Here is a 13,202-nt window from a genome sequence, read left to right as displayed (position 1 = left end):
TAAGGACTCTTGAAGGAGGAGGAGCTACTTGCGTCGCTGAGAAGGCTTGCCCGCAACCGCTAGCTTACCGCGGCCTTTGCCAACGGGCTTACCTTTTGCACTAGGCTTGCTTTTAACACTGGGCTTGCCGGGCGCTTTACCCTTGGGGAGAGGTTTACCAGCACTGTTTTTCGGGCCGGTGCTAACTTTTCCACTAGCGGCCTTTTTACCTTTGGGAAGTGGTTTAGGTTTAGCCCCGGTGGCTTTGGTGCCCGCTTTGGCCGGTTTCGGGCGCCCTTTGTTGGCAGCGGGCGGCTTTGCCTTGCCAGCGCCTGAGCTGTAGTTGGGCCTTTCAGGCTTAGCTTTACTCTTCTTCTCTGGCACGGCTTCTGATTTTTCGGTCAGCGCGATAATGGTGTCAATCTCTTTAGGGGTGAGATCGCGCCAATCCCCCAGGGCTAATCCTTTAAGGGGCACATTCATAATGCGCGTGCGAATAAGCTGGGTAACTTCATAGCCGAAGTATTCGCACATACGGCGAATTTGCCGATTGAGTCCCTGCACCAAGGTAATAGTGAACACAAAGGTGGACTCTTTTTGCACTTTGCAGCGCTTGGTCACCTTGCCAAGAATCGGCACACCGCCCTGCATGCCCTCGATAAACTCGTCGGTGATCGGCTTATTCACCGTCACCTGATACTCTTTTTCGTGGTTGTTATTGGCACGCAGAATCTTATTAACCAAATCACCGTTATTGGTTAAAAAAATCAGCCCCTGGGAGTCTTTATCGAGCCGACCGATGGGAAAAATGCGCGTGCCGTGTTTTACAAACTCAACGATATTGTCCTTTTCGCTGGACTCGGTGGTGCTAACGATGCCCACCGGCTTGTTCAGCGCAATAAGAACCAGATCTTCCTCTTCCTGTGGCTCGATCTCCTGGCCATTGACCTTGACCAGATCCCCCGCTACCACTTGGTCGCCGGTAGTGGCGCGGCGACCGTTAATCCACACGTTGCCCTGCTCCACAAAGCGGTCAGCCTCACGGCGAGAGCACATTCCACTTTCACTAATGTATTTATTGATACGGGTAGATTTTCGTAACGACATAAAACGCCATGTGGCTAAAAGGAGTGAACAAAAAAGTTAAAAAGAGGAGCCGGGCTGCTTTAGAAAAGCCAACTCCTCGTCGGTAGAGGCCCGCCCCAACAGTGCATTGCGGTGCGGGTAACGCCCGAAGCGATCAATGATCGCCTTGTGACGCACTTCAAAATCGAGATTATTCTCTAATCCCGGCTGGTCGAACAATTTCATCGCCAAGGCATGAATGGCGGCAGATTCGCTATGCATATAGGGCATATACAAAAATGCCCGCTGCTGAGGGGTTAGCTCAGCGTCGGCACCCGCAGCCACTGCCTCCTGAGCTAGAGCCAGCGCATCGGTGGCAAAAGCGCGCGCATCATCGCGGAAGATATTGCGCGAGAACTGATCCAGCACGATGATTTCCGCCAGCCGCCCCTGAGCCGTTTGCCGCCAGGTATAACATTCACACTGCGCCGCCTGGGTATGCAGTTCACCAAAACGCGACTGAATAGTGCTATCCATCTCAAGGTCTTTTTTAAACCACTGAGCAGGCGTCAACGCTTCAAACCAAAAGTCGAGTACCGCTTGAGCATCTGAGGGCATTGACGCCTCCTTGTTAGCATCATTAACAGGCTGGCCGGTCTTGTTTAACCCGTATTACGCAGACCCGCAGCGATGCCCGCCATTGTCACCATTAACGCACGTGACAAATCAGCACTGATCGCCCCGTCCGCATCGCGGTTACGCTGCAGCAACTCGGCCTGAAGGCCATGCAACGGATCGATGTACGGATTGCGTACATCAATGGCCTGCCGAATCAGCGGTGTGTTCTCCAGCAGCTTCTCCTGCTGGAGAATATCGAGCACCGCATCTTCGAGCCGTGCAAAACGCTCACGCAGTTTTTTACCCAACGCTTTAAGCGATGGTTCATCGACCAGGCGGTGCTCGTAGTAGGCGGCAATGGCCACGTCGGCTTTGGCCAACAGCATCTCCAGCATGTCGAGATAAGTGCCGAAGAAGGGCCACTCAGTGCGCATTTCTTGCAGCACCTCGCGTCCGCCGGGCTGCTCTAAGCGGGTCGAGAAGGCTTCACCACTGCCCAGCCACGCTGGCAGCATCAGACGAATCTGCGTCCAGGCGAAAATCCATGGAATCGCGCGCAGGGTCTCTACGCCGCCATCCTGGCGGCGCTTGGTAGGACGTGAGCCTAGCGGCAACCTTCCTAAAGCGCCCTCCGGCGTGACTGCCCGGAAATAAGGGACAAAATCGGGGTCTTCCCGCACCACGCCGACATAAGCACCATGCGCGACCTTGGCGAGCTGATCCATCTCTTCACGCCAATGCGGTTCCGGCGCGCGAGGCGGCAACAGTGTGGCTTCCAGCACCGCGCAGGCATAAATCTCCATGGAGCGTAGGGCAATATCAGGCTGGCCGAATTTGAAGCGAATCATCTCGCCCTGTTCGGTCACCCGCAGGCTGCCGTTCACCGAGCCGGGAGGCTGGGAGAGAATCGCCGCATGGGCCGGGCCGCCGCCACGGCCTACGGTGCCACCGCGGCCGTGGAACAGGGTTAGATCGACGCCGTGCCGGTTACACACATTGACCAGCGACTCCTGGGCGCGGTACTGCGCCCAAGCGGCGGCCAACTGACCGGCATCTTTGGCTGAATCTGAGTAGCCGATCATCACTTCCTGGCGATCATCAATCAGCGAACGATAGCTCGGTATCGCCAGCAGTTGGTCCACCACATCGCCTGCGTGATCCAGGTCGTTGAGGGTTTCAAACAGCGGTGCGATAGGCAGCGTGACCTGCCCTCCTACCTCTTTCATCAGCAGTGCCACGGTGAGCACGTCCGACGGTTCAGCGGCCATGGAAATAATGTAGGTTCCCAGCGCTTCGGAGTGTTCCTGGGCAATCACCTTAAAGGTATCCAGCACTTCCCGGGTCTCGGCAGAACACTCCCAGCGGCGCGGAATCAGCGGGCGACGGGAAGCCAACTCGGCCAGCAGGAACTCTTGACGCTGGGCTTCATCCCATTCGCGGTAGTGGCCAAGGCCAAGCGTACTGGTCAGCTCTTCAATCACCTGTGCGTGGCGGCTGGCCTCCTGGCGCAGATCGAGCTTGGTCAGCGTAACGCCGAATACGGCGACCCGGCGCAAGGTATCCAGCAGCGCGCCGTTAGCGATGGTGTCGAGACCAACATCGCAAAGTGAGCGGTAGCAGCCGAGCAGCGGGGAATAGAGCTGATCACGGGTTTCAATAATCGGCCCGCCGTCATAGTTACGCCCCTCAAGCTCGGCCTTGGCCCAATCCCGGGTTGACTCCATTCTTGTCAGCAGGCGCTTTAGCACTTCGCGATACGGTTCGGCCACATCGCCCGCCTCGGCTTTAAGCGCGCTGTTGGCCTTCCACATGGAGAGCTCAGTCTTTAACTGATCCAGGTCGCGCAGGTAAAGATCGGCGGCCATCCAGCGGCCCAGTAGCAATACCTCGCGGGTGACCCGGGCGGTCACGTTGGGATTACCGTCGCGATCCCCACCCATCCAGGAGGCGTAGCGAATCGGCGCGGCATCCAGGGGTAAGCGCTCACCGGCGGTATCCAGCAGCAGGTTATCCAAATCGCGGTGGAAGTCCGGCACTGCCTGCCAGAGTGAGTTTTCAATGACGGCAAAGCCCCACTTGGCTTCATCAACCGGCGTGGGGCGTTCGTGGCGAATCTCATCGGTGTGCCATGCCTGGCTGATCAGTTCTTCCAGACGCCCCTGGGCGCGAGTGCCGCGTTCAGGGTAATCTTCGGAGCTTTCAATGGCAGTCAGGCACTCATCAATGGCGTCATATTTTTGAATCAGCGTACGCCGGATAACTTCGGTGGGGTGAGCGGTGAGTACCAGTTCAACGCGCATATTGGCGAGGGTTTCGACCAGCTTGCGTGGCGAGTTACCCGCCTGCTGAGCCCGCTCAAGCAACTCCCCTAGCACCGGCTGGGAACCTGGCTTGTAATCCTCTACGCGGCGAAAGCGCGCCCGGTAATGCTGTTCGGCAATATTAGCGAGGTTCAAGAACTGGTTAAACGCCCGGGTGACCGGCAATAGATCTTTCTCAGGCAGATCTCGCAGGTACTCGATCAATTCGCGCTGCTGCAGAGAATCGCCCTGCCGCCCGCGCTTGGCGTGAGCACGAATGGTTTCAATCTTATCGACAAATGCTTGGCCCAAATCGTCGGCAATGGTTCGCCCCAGGCTATCGCCCAGAATACGCACATTATCGCGCAGAGATTCGTGTAGGTCGTGACTCATTGGCATGGCCTCCTGCAGGGGTCGCATCAATAATAATTCAGGAATGGGTAGGTTGTTTTTCTTGTGCTTTAGCTGCCTGCCAGTGGGTTTCCATCTCGTCTAACGAGGCCTCCGCCAGCGGTCGCTGGGCAGCGTTAAGCTCGCCTTCGACATAGCGAAAGCGGCGTTCAAACTTTGCATTGGTCGCGCGTAGGCACTGTTCAGGGTCAGCGTTCAATGTGCGGGCAAGATTGGTGACTGCAAACAGCAGATCGCCAACTTCCTCTTGAGCGTGCTGTTGATCACCAGCGGCGAGCGCCTCTTCCACTTCCGCCAGCTCTTCGCGAATTTTCGCTACCACGCCCTTGGCGTCTGGCCAATCAAACCCTACCCGTGCAGTGCGCTTAGACAGCTTGGCAGCCCGGCTCAGTGCAGGCAGTGTGCGCGGTACATCGTCGAGTACCGAGGGCGTTTTGGCCGTACGCTCGGCACGCTCTTCAGCCTTCAACGACTCCCAGCGGCTGTTGACCTGCTGAGTTTGCACCTCTTCGGCGCTTACGCCTGGCGGGCGGCGGGAAGCCAGAGTGCCCTCTGGAAAGACGTGCGGGTGGCGGCGCAGCATCTTGGCGGTCAGCGTATCGACAATATCGTCAAAGTCGAAGCGCTGCTCTTCTGCCCCAAACTGAGCGTAATAGACCACCTGAAAGAGCAGATCACCCAGCTCACCGGGTAGCTCGTCGAAGGCCCGCCGTTCAATGGCATCGGCGACCTCGTAGGCTTCTTCCAGGGTGTGCGGCACGATGCTGTCCCAGTCCTGCTGTAAGTCCCATGGGCAGCCCTGTTCGGTGTCACGCAGCACTTGCATCAGGATCAGCAGGTCGTCCATACCATGGCGCATTATGCCCCTCCCTTACGTGATTGCTTTTCCGGGTCGGCGTTGCGCAAACGTCGTACTTCGGTGACGTTTGGCAATTGCTGGATGCGGGAGAACAGACGCCCCAGGGATTCCAGGCCGTCGACTTCCAAGGTAATGCGCAGACGGGCGATGCCCTCGTCGGTATCGGTCAATGTGTTCACGGCGAGTACGTTGACTTTTTCATTGCCGAGCAGCCCTGTCACATCGCGCAGCAGCCCAGAGCGGTCCCAGGCTTGAATCTCAATGGTCACCGGATAGCGGGTCTGGGCGCGCTCGCCCCACTCTACCTCGATAATGCGCTGGGGTTCGTCCAGGCGCAATTGCAGAATATTGCTACAGTCCTGGCGATGCACGGTGACGCCACGCCCCTGGGTGATAAAGCCAATGATCGGTTCGCCAGGCACTGGCCGACAGCAGTTCGCCATACTGGTTTTCAGGTTGCCGACGCCAAGCACCGTGATATCACTTTTCGTAGCTTTACTAGATTGACGCTGAGGTTTGGCTAGCAGGCGATTAAGCTGCTCCTGGTCGTCAGTCTCGCCGAACAGCTGTTGGGCCTGATGCAACACTTGGCCAATACGCAGATCACCGGCGCCAATGGCGGCGTACATATCGTCAGCATTAAGGTAGTTAACCGCCTTGGCGAGCTTGGGTAGATCAAGCCCTTCGACATCCAGGCGGCGCATTTCGCGGTCAAACAGCGCGCGCCCTTCATCCAGGTTTTGATCCCGCGCCTGATGTTTGAACCACGCCTGAATTTTGGCCCGCGCCCGGGAGGTACGCACATAGCCCAAACTGGGGTTTAACCAGTCGCGGCTAGGCCCGCCTTTAGTGGCGGTCAAAATCTCGATCTGCTGGCCCGTTTTGAGCTTATAGGTGAGCGGCACAATGCGCCCATTGATCTTAGCGCCCCGGCAGCGGTGGCCAATTTCGGTATGCACTCGGTAGGCAAAATCGATAGGCGTGGCAATCCGCGGTAAATCGATTACATGGCCATCGGGGGTGAACACGTAGATGCGGTCAGGTGCGACATCGCTGGAGAGCCCTTCGCGCAGGTCGCCAAAGCCGCCCACTTCGTCCTGCCACTCCAACACTTGGCGCAGCCAGGCGATTTTTTCTTCATAGCTACGGCTCTTAGCGGTAGTATCGTGGCCCTTGTAGCGCCAGTGGGCGCAGACGCCCAGTTCCGCTTCGTCGTGCATAGCAAAGGTGCGAATCTGGATTTCGAGCACCTTGTTTTCCGGCCCCATGACGGCGGTGTGTAGTGACTGGTAGCCATTTTTCTTGGGGTTGGCGATGTAGTCATCAAACTCGTTCGGCACGTGGTGCCAGCGCGAATGGATGATGCCCAGCACGGTGTAGCAGTCGGCGACTTCCGGCACCAGAATCCGCACTGCGCGCACGTCGTGAACTTGCGAAAAATCGATCCGCTTACGCTTCATTTTGCGCCAGATCGAGTAGATATGCTTGGCCCGCCCATCCACATCGTAGCGGTGGATATGCTGGGCCTCCATCAAGCCCTTGATAGTTTCTACCACATCGTGGATATAGCGGTCGCGGTCGAGACGTTTTTCCGCCAGCAGCTTGGCAATCGCTTTGTATTCGTCTTCGTGCAAGTAACGAAACGATAGGTCTTCCAGCTCCCATTTGAGCTGGCCGATACCCAAACGGTGAGCCAAGGGTGCGTAAATATCTGCGACTTCCCTGGCCACCTGTAAACATTTTTCCCGTGGAGCGTCTTTTACTTGGCGCAGCGCACAGGTGCGTTCGGCAATTTTGATTAAGGCGACGCGCACATCGCCCACCATATTAACCAGCATCTTGCGCAGGTTTTCCTGCTGGTTATGCTGGCCCATGCCATGGTCAGGCGCCAATGGATAGCTGATGGCGGCCATTTGCAGCACGCCATCGATCAGGCTCGCGACTTCTTCTCCAAAGCGTTTTGTCACCGCTTCAAGGCTCAGTAAGCCTTCCCGCACCGCACGGTAGAGAACGGCGGCTTCCAGCGCGGCCTGATCCAACTTTAAATCGCCAAGGATATCGGCCATTTCCAGGCCCATGCGGAAGCTGGAACCCGGCGAAAGCCATACACGATGCGTACGAGGGGCTTCTAGTTCTAACGTTTCAGCAAGATCACAGGCCTCGACTAAACGCTCGGGATCACGTAGGCGCACATCTTCTTGCAGGCGCGTTAACCATTGTTGTATATCCACCTTTCCGCTAGCGGTTAGCGGCTGGTCTTCACGCACTTTTACCATGACTATCACTCATCCATTCTGGGGGACGATCTCCACACGGCTGTCACCGTGGCTTGACGCATTTAGCTGCATCAGCTTCAAACAGCATCATTTTCAAACAACATTAGTGTTTCCATATGCGCAGTGTGAAGGAACATATCTGCCACTGCTACTTGCTTAACCCGGTAACCCGCACGCACAAGATGTGCCGCATCCCGGGCAAGCGTTGCGGGATCACAAGAAATATAGACCACTCTGGGCACCGGGTGGCGCGCCAGCGCCTGACAAATTGCTTCCCCACCGCTGCGCGGCGGATCAAGCACTAGCGCATCACTATCACGATGATCATATAGCAGCTCTTTAACGCTGGCGGAGTCGTTCAAGTCGGCCTGTTGGCCGCTAACCATCAGCGCGTTGTTTTTAGCATTTATCGCAATCCGCGCCACCATGGCAGGATTGCCCTCCACCGCGTGCACTTCAGCACCCGCCGCGGCGATGGGCAAGCTGAAATTCCCGATACCTGCAAACAGATCGAGCAGCTTTTGCCCTGGCTTGGGCGCCAACCATTGCATCACTTGGGCAACCATTTGCTGATTAACCTGGGCGTTGACCTGTAAAAAATCGCCTGGGGCAAAACTTAGCGTTAGCGGTGGCTGGTCGTTGAGTGTTAGCGACTCTTCCAGCACCGGGGGCGCGCCATGCCAGTGCAGCGTGGGTGTTTCACGCCCCAACCAGGTGCCTAAAGCCACTTGATGCTGCTGGGCAAAAGCTTGCCAGCGCTCGGCATCCTGAAGGTGCTCTTTGAGTTGACGAACCAGTACTACTTGGGTGGTCGCCGTTGCCAGCAATTCTATGTGACCCACATGTCGCGGAGCATCTAAGCGTTGGAGCAACTCGCGTAGTGGCGTTAACAACTGCTGTAAGGAATCAACCAATACCGGACAGCGCTCGATATCGACTAAGCGATGGCTATGGGCAGCACGAAAGCCGAGGCGCGTATTGCCCTGGCTATCTACCTTGACGCCTAGCCGTGCACGACGCCGATAACCCTGGGCATCGCCCTGAATCGAGCCAATCTCGCCTAGCGTGATGCCTTGACGCGCAAACAGGTCACGCACCACCTCACGCTTGTGGGTGCGCTGGGCATCAATATTTAAATGTTGTAAATCGCAGCCGCCACAGTGGCCAAAATGCGGGCACGGGGGCGTAACACGCTGATCAGAGGACGTTAGCAGTGATTTAACATGCGCTTCGTCAAAGCGTTTGCGCGTTAGATGAATCGCCACCTCTACCTGTTCACCGGGCAACGCCTGATCAACAAACACGGTTTTACCGTTGGCTGAGTGGGCGACGCCACGGCCATCGTGCGCTAAGCGCTCAATCACCAAGGGCGACGTATCATCATCTGTAGCCGTATGACGCGCTTTGCCGCCGGGCGTGCCAGCAAGCCCAGAATGACCTGACGCGGGCCTAGACGGCCGTCTTTTTCCCAACATGGCCATGGTTATACTCCTGGGGCAAATAGGCCAGTAGAGAGATAGCGGTCACCGCGGTCACAGACAATAAACACAATCACCGCATTTTCGGTTTGCTCGGCAATGCGCAGCGCGCCTGCCAAACTACCACCTGATGAAACCCCAGCCAGAATGCCCTCTTCGCGGGCTAGACGACGCATATGCTCTTCGGCTTCTTGTTGGCCGATATCAAGTGTGACATCCACCCGGGGCGCTTCAAAGATGGCGGGAAGGTACTCTTTTGGCCAGCGGCGAATACCAGGGATGCTGGCGCCATCGGCGGGCTGCAAGCCGACAATCTGAATAGCCGGGTTTTGCTCTTTTAAATAGCGTGACACGCCCATGATAGTGCCCGTGGTGCCCATTGAGCTTACAAAGTGAGTCACTTCGCCACCGGTTTGTTGCCATACTTCAGGGCCAGTGGTGCGATAGTGCGCCAACGGGTTGTCCGGGTTGGCGAACTGATTGAGCGGTTTTCCCTCGCCCCTGGCGATCATGTCATCCGCTATATCCCGAGCTTCCTCCATGCCACCGGCTTTACTGGCCGAAATGAGTTTGGCCCCATAGGCTGCCATCGCCTGCTTACGCTCTTCCGAGGCGTTTTCCGGCATCACGAGTACCATTTTGTAGCCTTTGATCGCCGCCGCCATAGCCAACGCAATACCGGTATTACCTGAGGTTGCCTCAATCAGGGTATCGCCGGGGGTAATATCACCACGGGCTTCCGCCTCGCTGATCATGGAGAGTGCGGGACGATCCTTGACCGAACCCGCTGGGTTATTGCCTTCAAGCTTGGCCAGCAGGGTATTGTTGCGACCGGCGCTAATGCGCTTCAGGCGCACTAATGGCGTGTTGCCAACAATCTCTTCCAACGTGGGATAGCCCTTAAGATCGTTCATGAAAATTCCTTATCGTAACCGTTATGCTGCATTATATCGGTGCTGCCTTGACCTGGACAGGCAACCTCATTGAATCAGCGAGCTTCTTTTCATGTCATTGAATACCCGACTTCTATTTGCCCTACTCGGTTTCCCGCTCCTGGTGTACGCCATGATGGCTGTATTACTGGTCATACAGAGTGGTACGGAAGCTCGGGCGGCACAGCAAGAACGCTTGGAAAATGCTGGCGAGCTGCTGTCACCCAGTTTTGCTGACGCAGTCGCACAGAGTGATTCTCAGCGTCTTGAGGCCCTGGCCCGCCAACTTCTCACCATGAGAGGATTGCGGGCGGTTGCGCTCTTTGATGCGCAAGGCGATCGTCTTTTATTACTGGGCAACGCTGCGCGACCCACTCTGGAAGCGCCCGCTAGCAGCCAACTGCTCATGGAAGAAGAGGCTTGGCGACTGCGCTTACCGTTAGAGGTTACCCAGCCCAATACAAGCTTAGCCAGCACGATCAGTAGTAGCGCAGGCTGGCTGGTTATTGAAATAGACACCCGAGCGCTCACCCTGGGCCGTTATAAATTGATTGCTAGTCTTAGCTTAGGCGGCATGTTGCTTGGCCTGCTGATGTTTTTAATCGCCTTCGCCATCAGTCGCTATACCACCCGCCCTATCGAAGAAGCTAACCAAGCACTTTATCGTTTATCCCGCGGTGACTATCGGCTACATCTGATGCCTTCTAATGCGGCGGAACTTAACCACCTAACTAGCCACATTAATACCCTCGCTGAACACTTTCAGCAGGCCCAGCGGGATATGCAAACGCAAATTGAGCAGGCCACCAGCGAACTGCAAGAATCCATGGAAACCATTGAGGAGCAGAATATAAAGCTCGATTTGGCCCACCGCAGCGCTTTGCGGGCGAATGCGGTGAAATCCGAATTCTTAGCCAACATGAGCCATGAGATTCGCACCCCACTCAACGGCATTATTGGGTTTTGCCGACTGCTGGGCCGTTCATCGCTGGATACCCGCCAGCAGGAATGGTTGCAGCACGTGCATCGCGCTTGCGACAACCTGCTTATGTTGGTTAACGACGTGCTCGACTTTTCCAAGCTTGAGGCCAATCGCCTTACCCTTGAAGAAGCGGATATTGATATCGTCGCACTGGTTGATGAAGTGATAGGGCTTCACGCGCCTGAAGCCCAGCGCAAGCAGTTACACCTAGTGGCGATGGTGTATGACGATGTCCCTACACCACTGAGCGGTGATCCGTTGCGTATTCATCAAGTGTTAAATAACTTGATTGGTAATGCGCTCAAATTCACTCATGAAGGTGACGTGATTGTGCGTGTTATGCTGGATAACCAGGAAGGCCAGCATGTCGTGCTTAACCTCAGCGTTAGTGACACCGGAATTGGTCTTAGCGATGCCCATCAGAAGGCCTTATTTAGCGCCTTTTCCCAGGCTGAACCCAGCCATTCGCGTGAGTTTGGCGGCAGTGGCCTGGGGCTTACTATCTGCCGCCAGCTCATTGAGCGCATGGGCGGCGAGATTGAGCTGGAGAGTGTACTGGGCCAAGGCACCACTTTCTCCTTTACACTACCCCTACTGGCTTACAAAGCAATCGAACGACCAGCGGAGATTAGCCTAGCCAACCCCACTATTTGCCTCTATGAAACACATGCGCCTACTCGCCATGTGTTGGAGCATTTGCTGCAGCGCTGGGAAGCGCAACCGATTGCGTTTGATGCCCCTGAGCCGGCACAACTGCTGATATTGGGGTTGGAGCACAGTGATTATACGCCCGAGCGCCACCGCTACTGGCAAAAAGTCATTGATCAAACGCCTTGCCCTGTATTGATTTTAGCCAACGGCAACAGTTTTGACCTGCCCCCTTTAAGATTACCCCAGGGCGGTGAAACGCTTTACAAACCCTTTTCACGCGCTCAATTGGTGGCATCGCTTAAGCAATTACTGCTGCCGGCGTTTGTGTCCGATAAGAAGCCTGGGGCGTTAGCCGCTCTGCCAGCGTCGTCTCAACCCGTCAAGTTGTTGATTGTGGATGACAATGCGCCGAACCGTGAGCTGCTCAAAAATATGCTTGAAGATCCCGCCCTGCATATCACGGCATTAGAAAGTGGCCACCAAGCACTAGAGTTTGCGAGAACCAGCAACGTAGATATGGTGCTGATGGATATTCGTATGCCTGGCATGGATGGTGTACAAACCACCCAAGCGTTGCGCCGACTCAGCAGTACATGGGCTCGCTGCCCCATTATAGCGGTCACCGCTCATGTCCTTAGCAGTGAACGCCAAAAGTGGCTCGCCGAAGGCCTTGATGACGTCCTGATAAAGCCCATTGATGAGGCTCAGCTACATCAACTGCTGCATCGCTTTTTGGGGATTACCCATCAGCTAGCCGACAGCAATGCAACGCCTTCTGCAACGAGCAGTAGCAAAACCACTATTAAGTCATTTAGCCACACGACGCCCGCCAAGCTACCCGTTGTGGATCTTGAGATAGGCGCACGCCTAGCAGGCGGTAAAGAGTACCTCGCACGGGAGCAGCTAAAACGTTTGATCGACAGCTTGGATGAAAGCGAACAACACATGCGTAGCGCTTTTGCGCAACAAAATTTGCCGATGCTGCTCGATTGGGTCCATGGATTGAATGGCGCCAGCCGCTACTGCGGCGCGCCGGAGCTGGCATTGCTGGTAGAGACGCTGGAGACACGGCTGCGGACCAGCGGCTTAGACCATGTAGAGGGGCTACTGGAGGACTTATATCGTGCAATGGCACGACTAAAAGCACACCGCCCGTTTTTACTCAGGTCCTAAGCCAATAACTAATACCTAAAGACCAAAAACAAATCTTCGTCCGATCTTGGCTGGCTATGTGCGTTCCAACACCACAAAAGCAACCGCGTACTCGGCTTCGTCACTCAAGGTGATATGACTCGCCGTGACGCCTGCCGCCTGGAGTAGCCGCTCTGCTTTACCGTCAAGCACGAAGTAAGGCTTACCCAAGGCATCATTAAGCACCTGGATATCACACCACTGCATTCCGTGGCGCAGGCCAAGCCCTAGCGCTTTAACAAACGCCTCCTTGGCAGCAAAACGTTTGGCGAGGAAGGCGGCAGGCTGGGATTTCTGGAGCCAAAGCGTATGCTCTTCAGGCCCTAAAATTCGCTGCGCAAAGCGCGGGCCGTGCCGCTGCACGGCCCGCGTAAAGCGCTCAATACGCGCTATATCGGAGCCAATACCCACAATCATCGCCTAAAAAACCTCTTGGTAGGGACTCCTGAATAGTCAATCT

General features: G+C 55.9%; 9 protein-coding genes. 1 reads left to right on the top strand and 8 read right to left on the bottom strand.

The window, feature by feature from the left end; translation table 11 throughout:
• Window positions 1-24: 24 nt before the first annotated feature.
• The 7 genes from rluF to cysM all read right to left on the bottom strand — a co-directional run bounded on the left by rluF (window position 25) and on the right by cysM (window position 9,900).
• The gene (rluF, locus tag ACWI0H_RS08770; RefSeq protein ID WP_101146149.1) at window positions 25-1,086 is read right to left on the bottom strand and encodes a 23S rRNA pseudouridine(2604) synthase RluF; all 1,062 of its coding nucleotides are present in this window, start codon (window positions 1,084-1,086) and stop codon (window positions 25-27) included.
• Between the two features lie 36 nt (window positions 1,087-1,122).
• Window positions 1,123-1,662 carry a DUF924 family protein gene (locus ACWI0H_RS08765; RefSeq protein ID WP_485875916.1) on the bottom strand — a complete coding sequence of 180 codons (540 nt, stop codon included), beginning with the start codon at window positions 1,660-1,662 and terminating at the stop codon, window positions 1,123-1,125.
• 44 nt (window positions 1,663-1,706) lie between these two features.
• A complete protein-coding gene (gene ppc, locus ACWI0H_RS08760; RefSeq protein WP_472956327.1) occupies window positions 1,707-4,355 on the bottom strand; it encodes a phosphoenolpyruvate carboxylase in 2,649 nt (882 codons plus the stop codon).
• Window positions 4,356-4,392: 37 nt separating this feature from the next.
• Window positions 4,393-5,232 (bottom strand): nucleoside triphosphate pyrophosphohydrolase, encoded by an 840-nt coding sequence (mazG, locus tag ACWI0H_RS08755; RefSeq protein ID WP_485875915.1) that lies wholly within the window; start codon window positions 5,230-5,232, stop codon window positions 4,393-4,395.
• The gene (relA, locus tag ACWI0H_RS08750) at window positions 5,232-7,508 is read right to left on the bottom strand and encodes a GTP diphosphokinase (protein WP_485875914.1); all 2,277 of its coding nucleotides are present in this window, start codon (window positions 7,506-7,508) and stop codon (window positions 5,232-5,234) included. The genes mazG and relA overlap by 1 nt, the downstream gene beginning before the upstream one ends.
• A 77-nt stretch (window positions 7,509-7,585) precedes the next feature.
• A complete protein-coding gene (gene rlmD, locus ACWI0H_RS08745) occupies window positions 7,586-8,989 on the bottom strand; it encodes a 23S rRNA (uracil(1939)-C(5))-methyltransferase RlmD (protein WP_485875913.1) in 1,404 nt (467 codons plus the stop codon).
• 2 nt (window positions 8,990-8,991) lie between these two features.
• Window positions 8,992-9,900: a cysteine synthase CysM gene (cysM, locus tag ACWI0H_RS08740; protein ID WP_336272916.1), complete on the bottom strand. Its 909-nt coding sequence runs from the start codon at window positions 9,898-9,900 to the stop codon at window positions 8,992-8,994.
• A 91-nt stretch (window positions 9,901-9,991) separates the two neighbouring features.
• On the opposite strand from cysM, the gene ACWI0H_RS08735 reads away from it, so the two are divergent.
• Window positions 9,992-12,724, top strand: a complete 2,733-nt coding sequence (locus ACWI0H_RS08735) for an ATP-binding protein (protein WP_485875912.1) — start codon at window positions 9,992-9,994, stop codon at window positions 12,722-12,724.
• Between the two features lie 54 nt (window positions 12,725-12,778).
• Here ACWI0H_RS08735 and acpS read toward each other — a convergent pair whose 3' ends face one another.
• Window positions 12,779-13,159, bottom strand: coding sequence for a holo-ACP synthase (gene acpS, locus ACWI0H_RS08730; RefSeq protein ID WP_101146156.1), 381 nt, complete (start codon window positions 13,157-13,159; stop codon window positions 12,779-12,781).
• Window positions 13,160-13,202: the final 43 nt, after the last annotated feature.

The organism is Halomonas sp. NYA30 (assembly GCF_976980765.1).
Note: the sequence above shows the minus strand (reverse complement) of the source record. Positions and strands in the feature narration are given on the sequence as shown.

Coding starts and splice junctions, on each gene's coding strand:
- rluF (WP_101146149.1), bottom strand. CDS start 1,086: ATGTCGTTACGAAAATCTACCCGTATCAATAAATACATTAGTGAAAGT.
- ACWI0H_RS08765 (WP_485875916.1), bottom strand. CDS start 1,662: ATGCCCTCAGATGCTCAAGCGGTACTCGACTTTTGGTTTGAAGCGTTG.
- ppc (WP_472956327.1), bottom strand. CDS start 4,355: ATGAGTCACGACCTACACGAATCTCTGCGCGATAATGTGCGTATTCTG.
- mazG (WP_485875915.1), bottom strand. CDS start 5,232: ATGCGCCATGGTATGGACGACCTGCTGATCCTGATGCAAGTGCTGCGT.
- relA (WP_485875914.1), bottom strand. CDS start 7,508: ATGGTAAAAGTGCGTGAAGACCAGCCGCTAACCGCTAGCGGAAAGGTG.
- rlmD (WP_485875913.1), bottom strand. CDS start 8,989: ATGGCCATGTTGGGAAAAAGACGGCCGTCTAGGCCCGCGTCAGGTCAT.
- cysM (WP_336272916.1), bottom strand. CDS start 9,900: ATGAACGATCTTAAGGGCTATCCCACGTTGGAAGAGATTGTTGGCAAC.
- ACWI0H_RS08735 (WP_485875912.1), top strand. CDS start 9,992: ATGTCATTGAATACCCGACTTCTATTTGCCCTACTCGGTTTCCCGCTC.
- acpS (WP_101146156.1), bottom strand. CDS start 13,159: ATGATTGTGGGTATTGGCTCCGATATAGCGCGTATTGAGCGCTTTACG.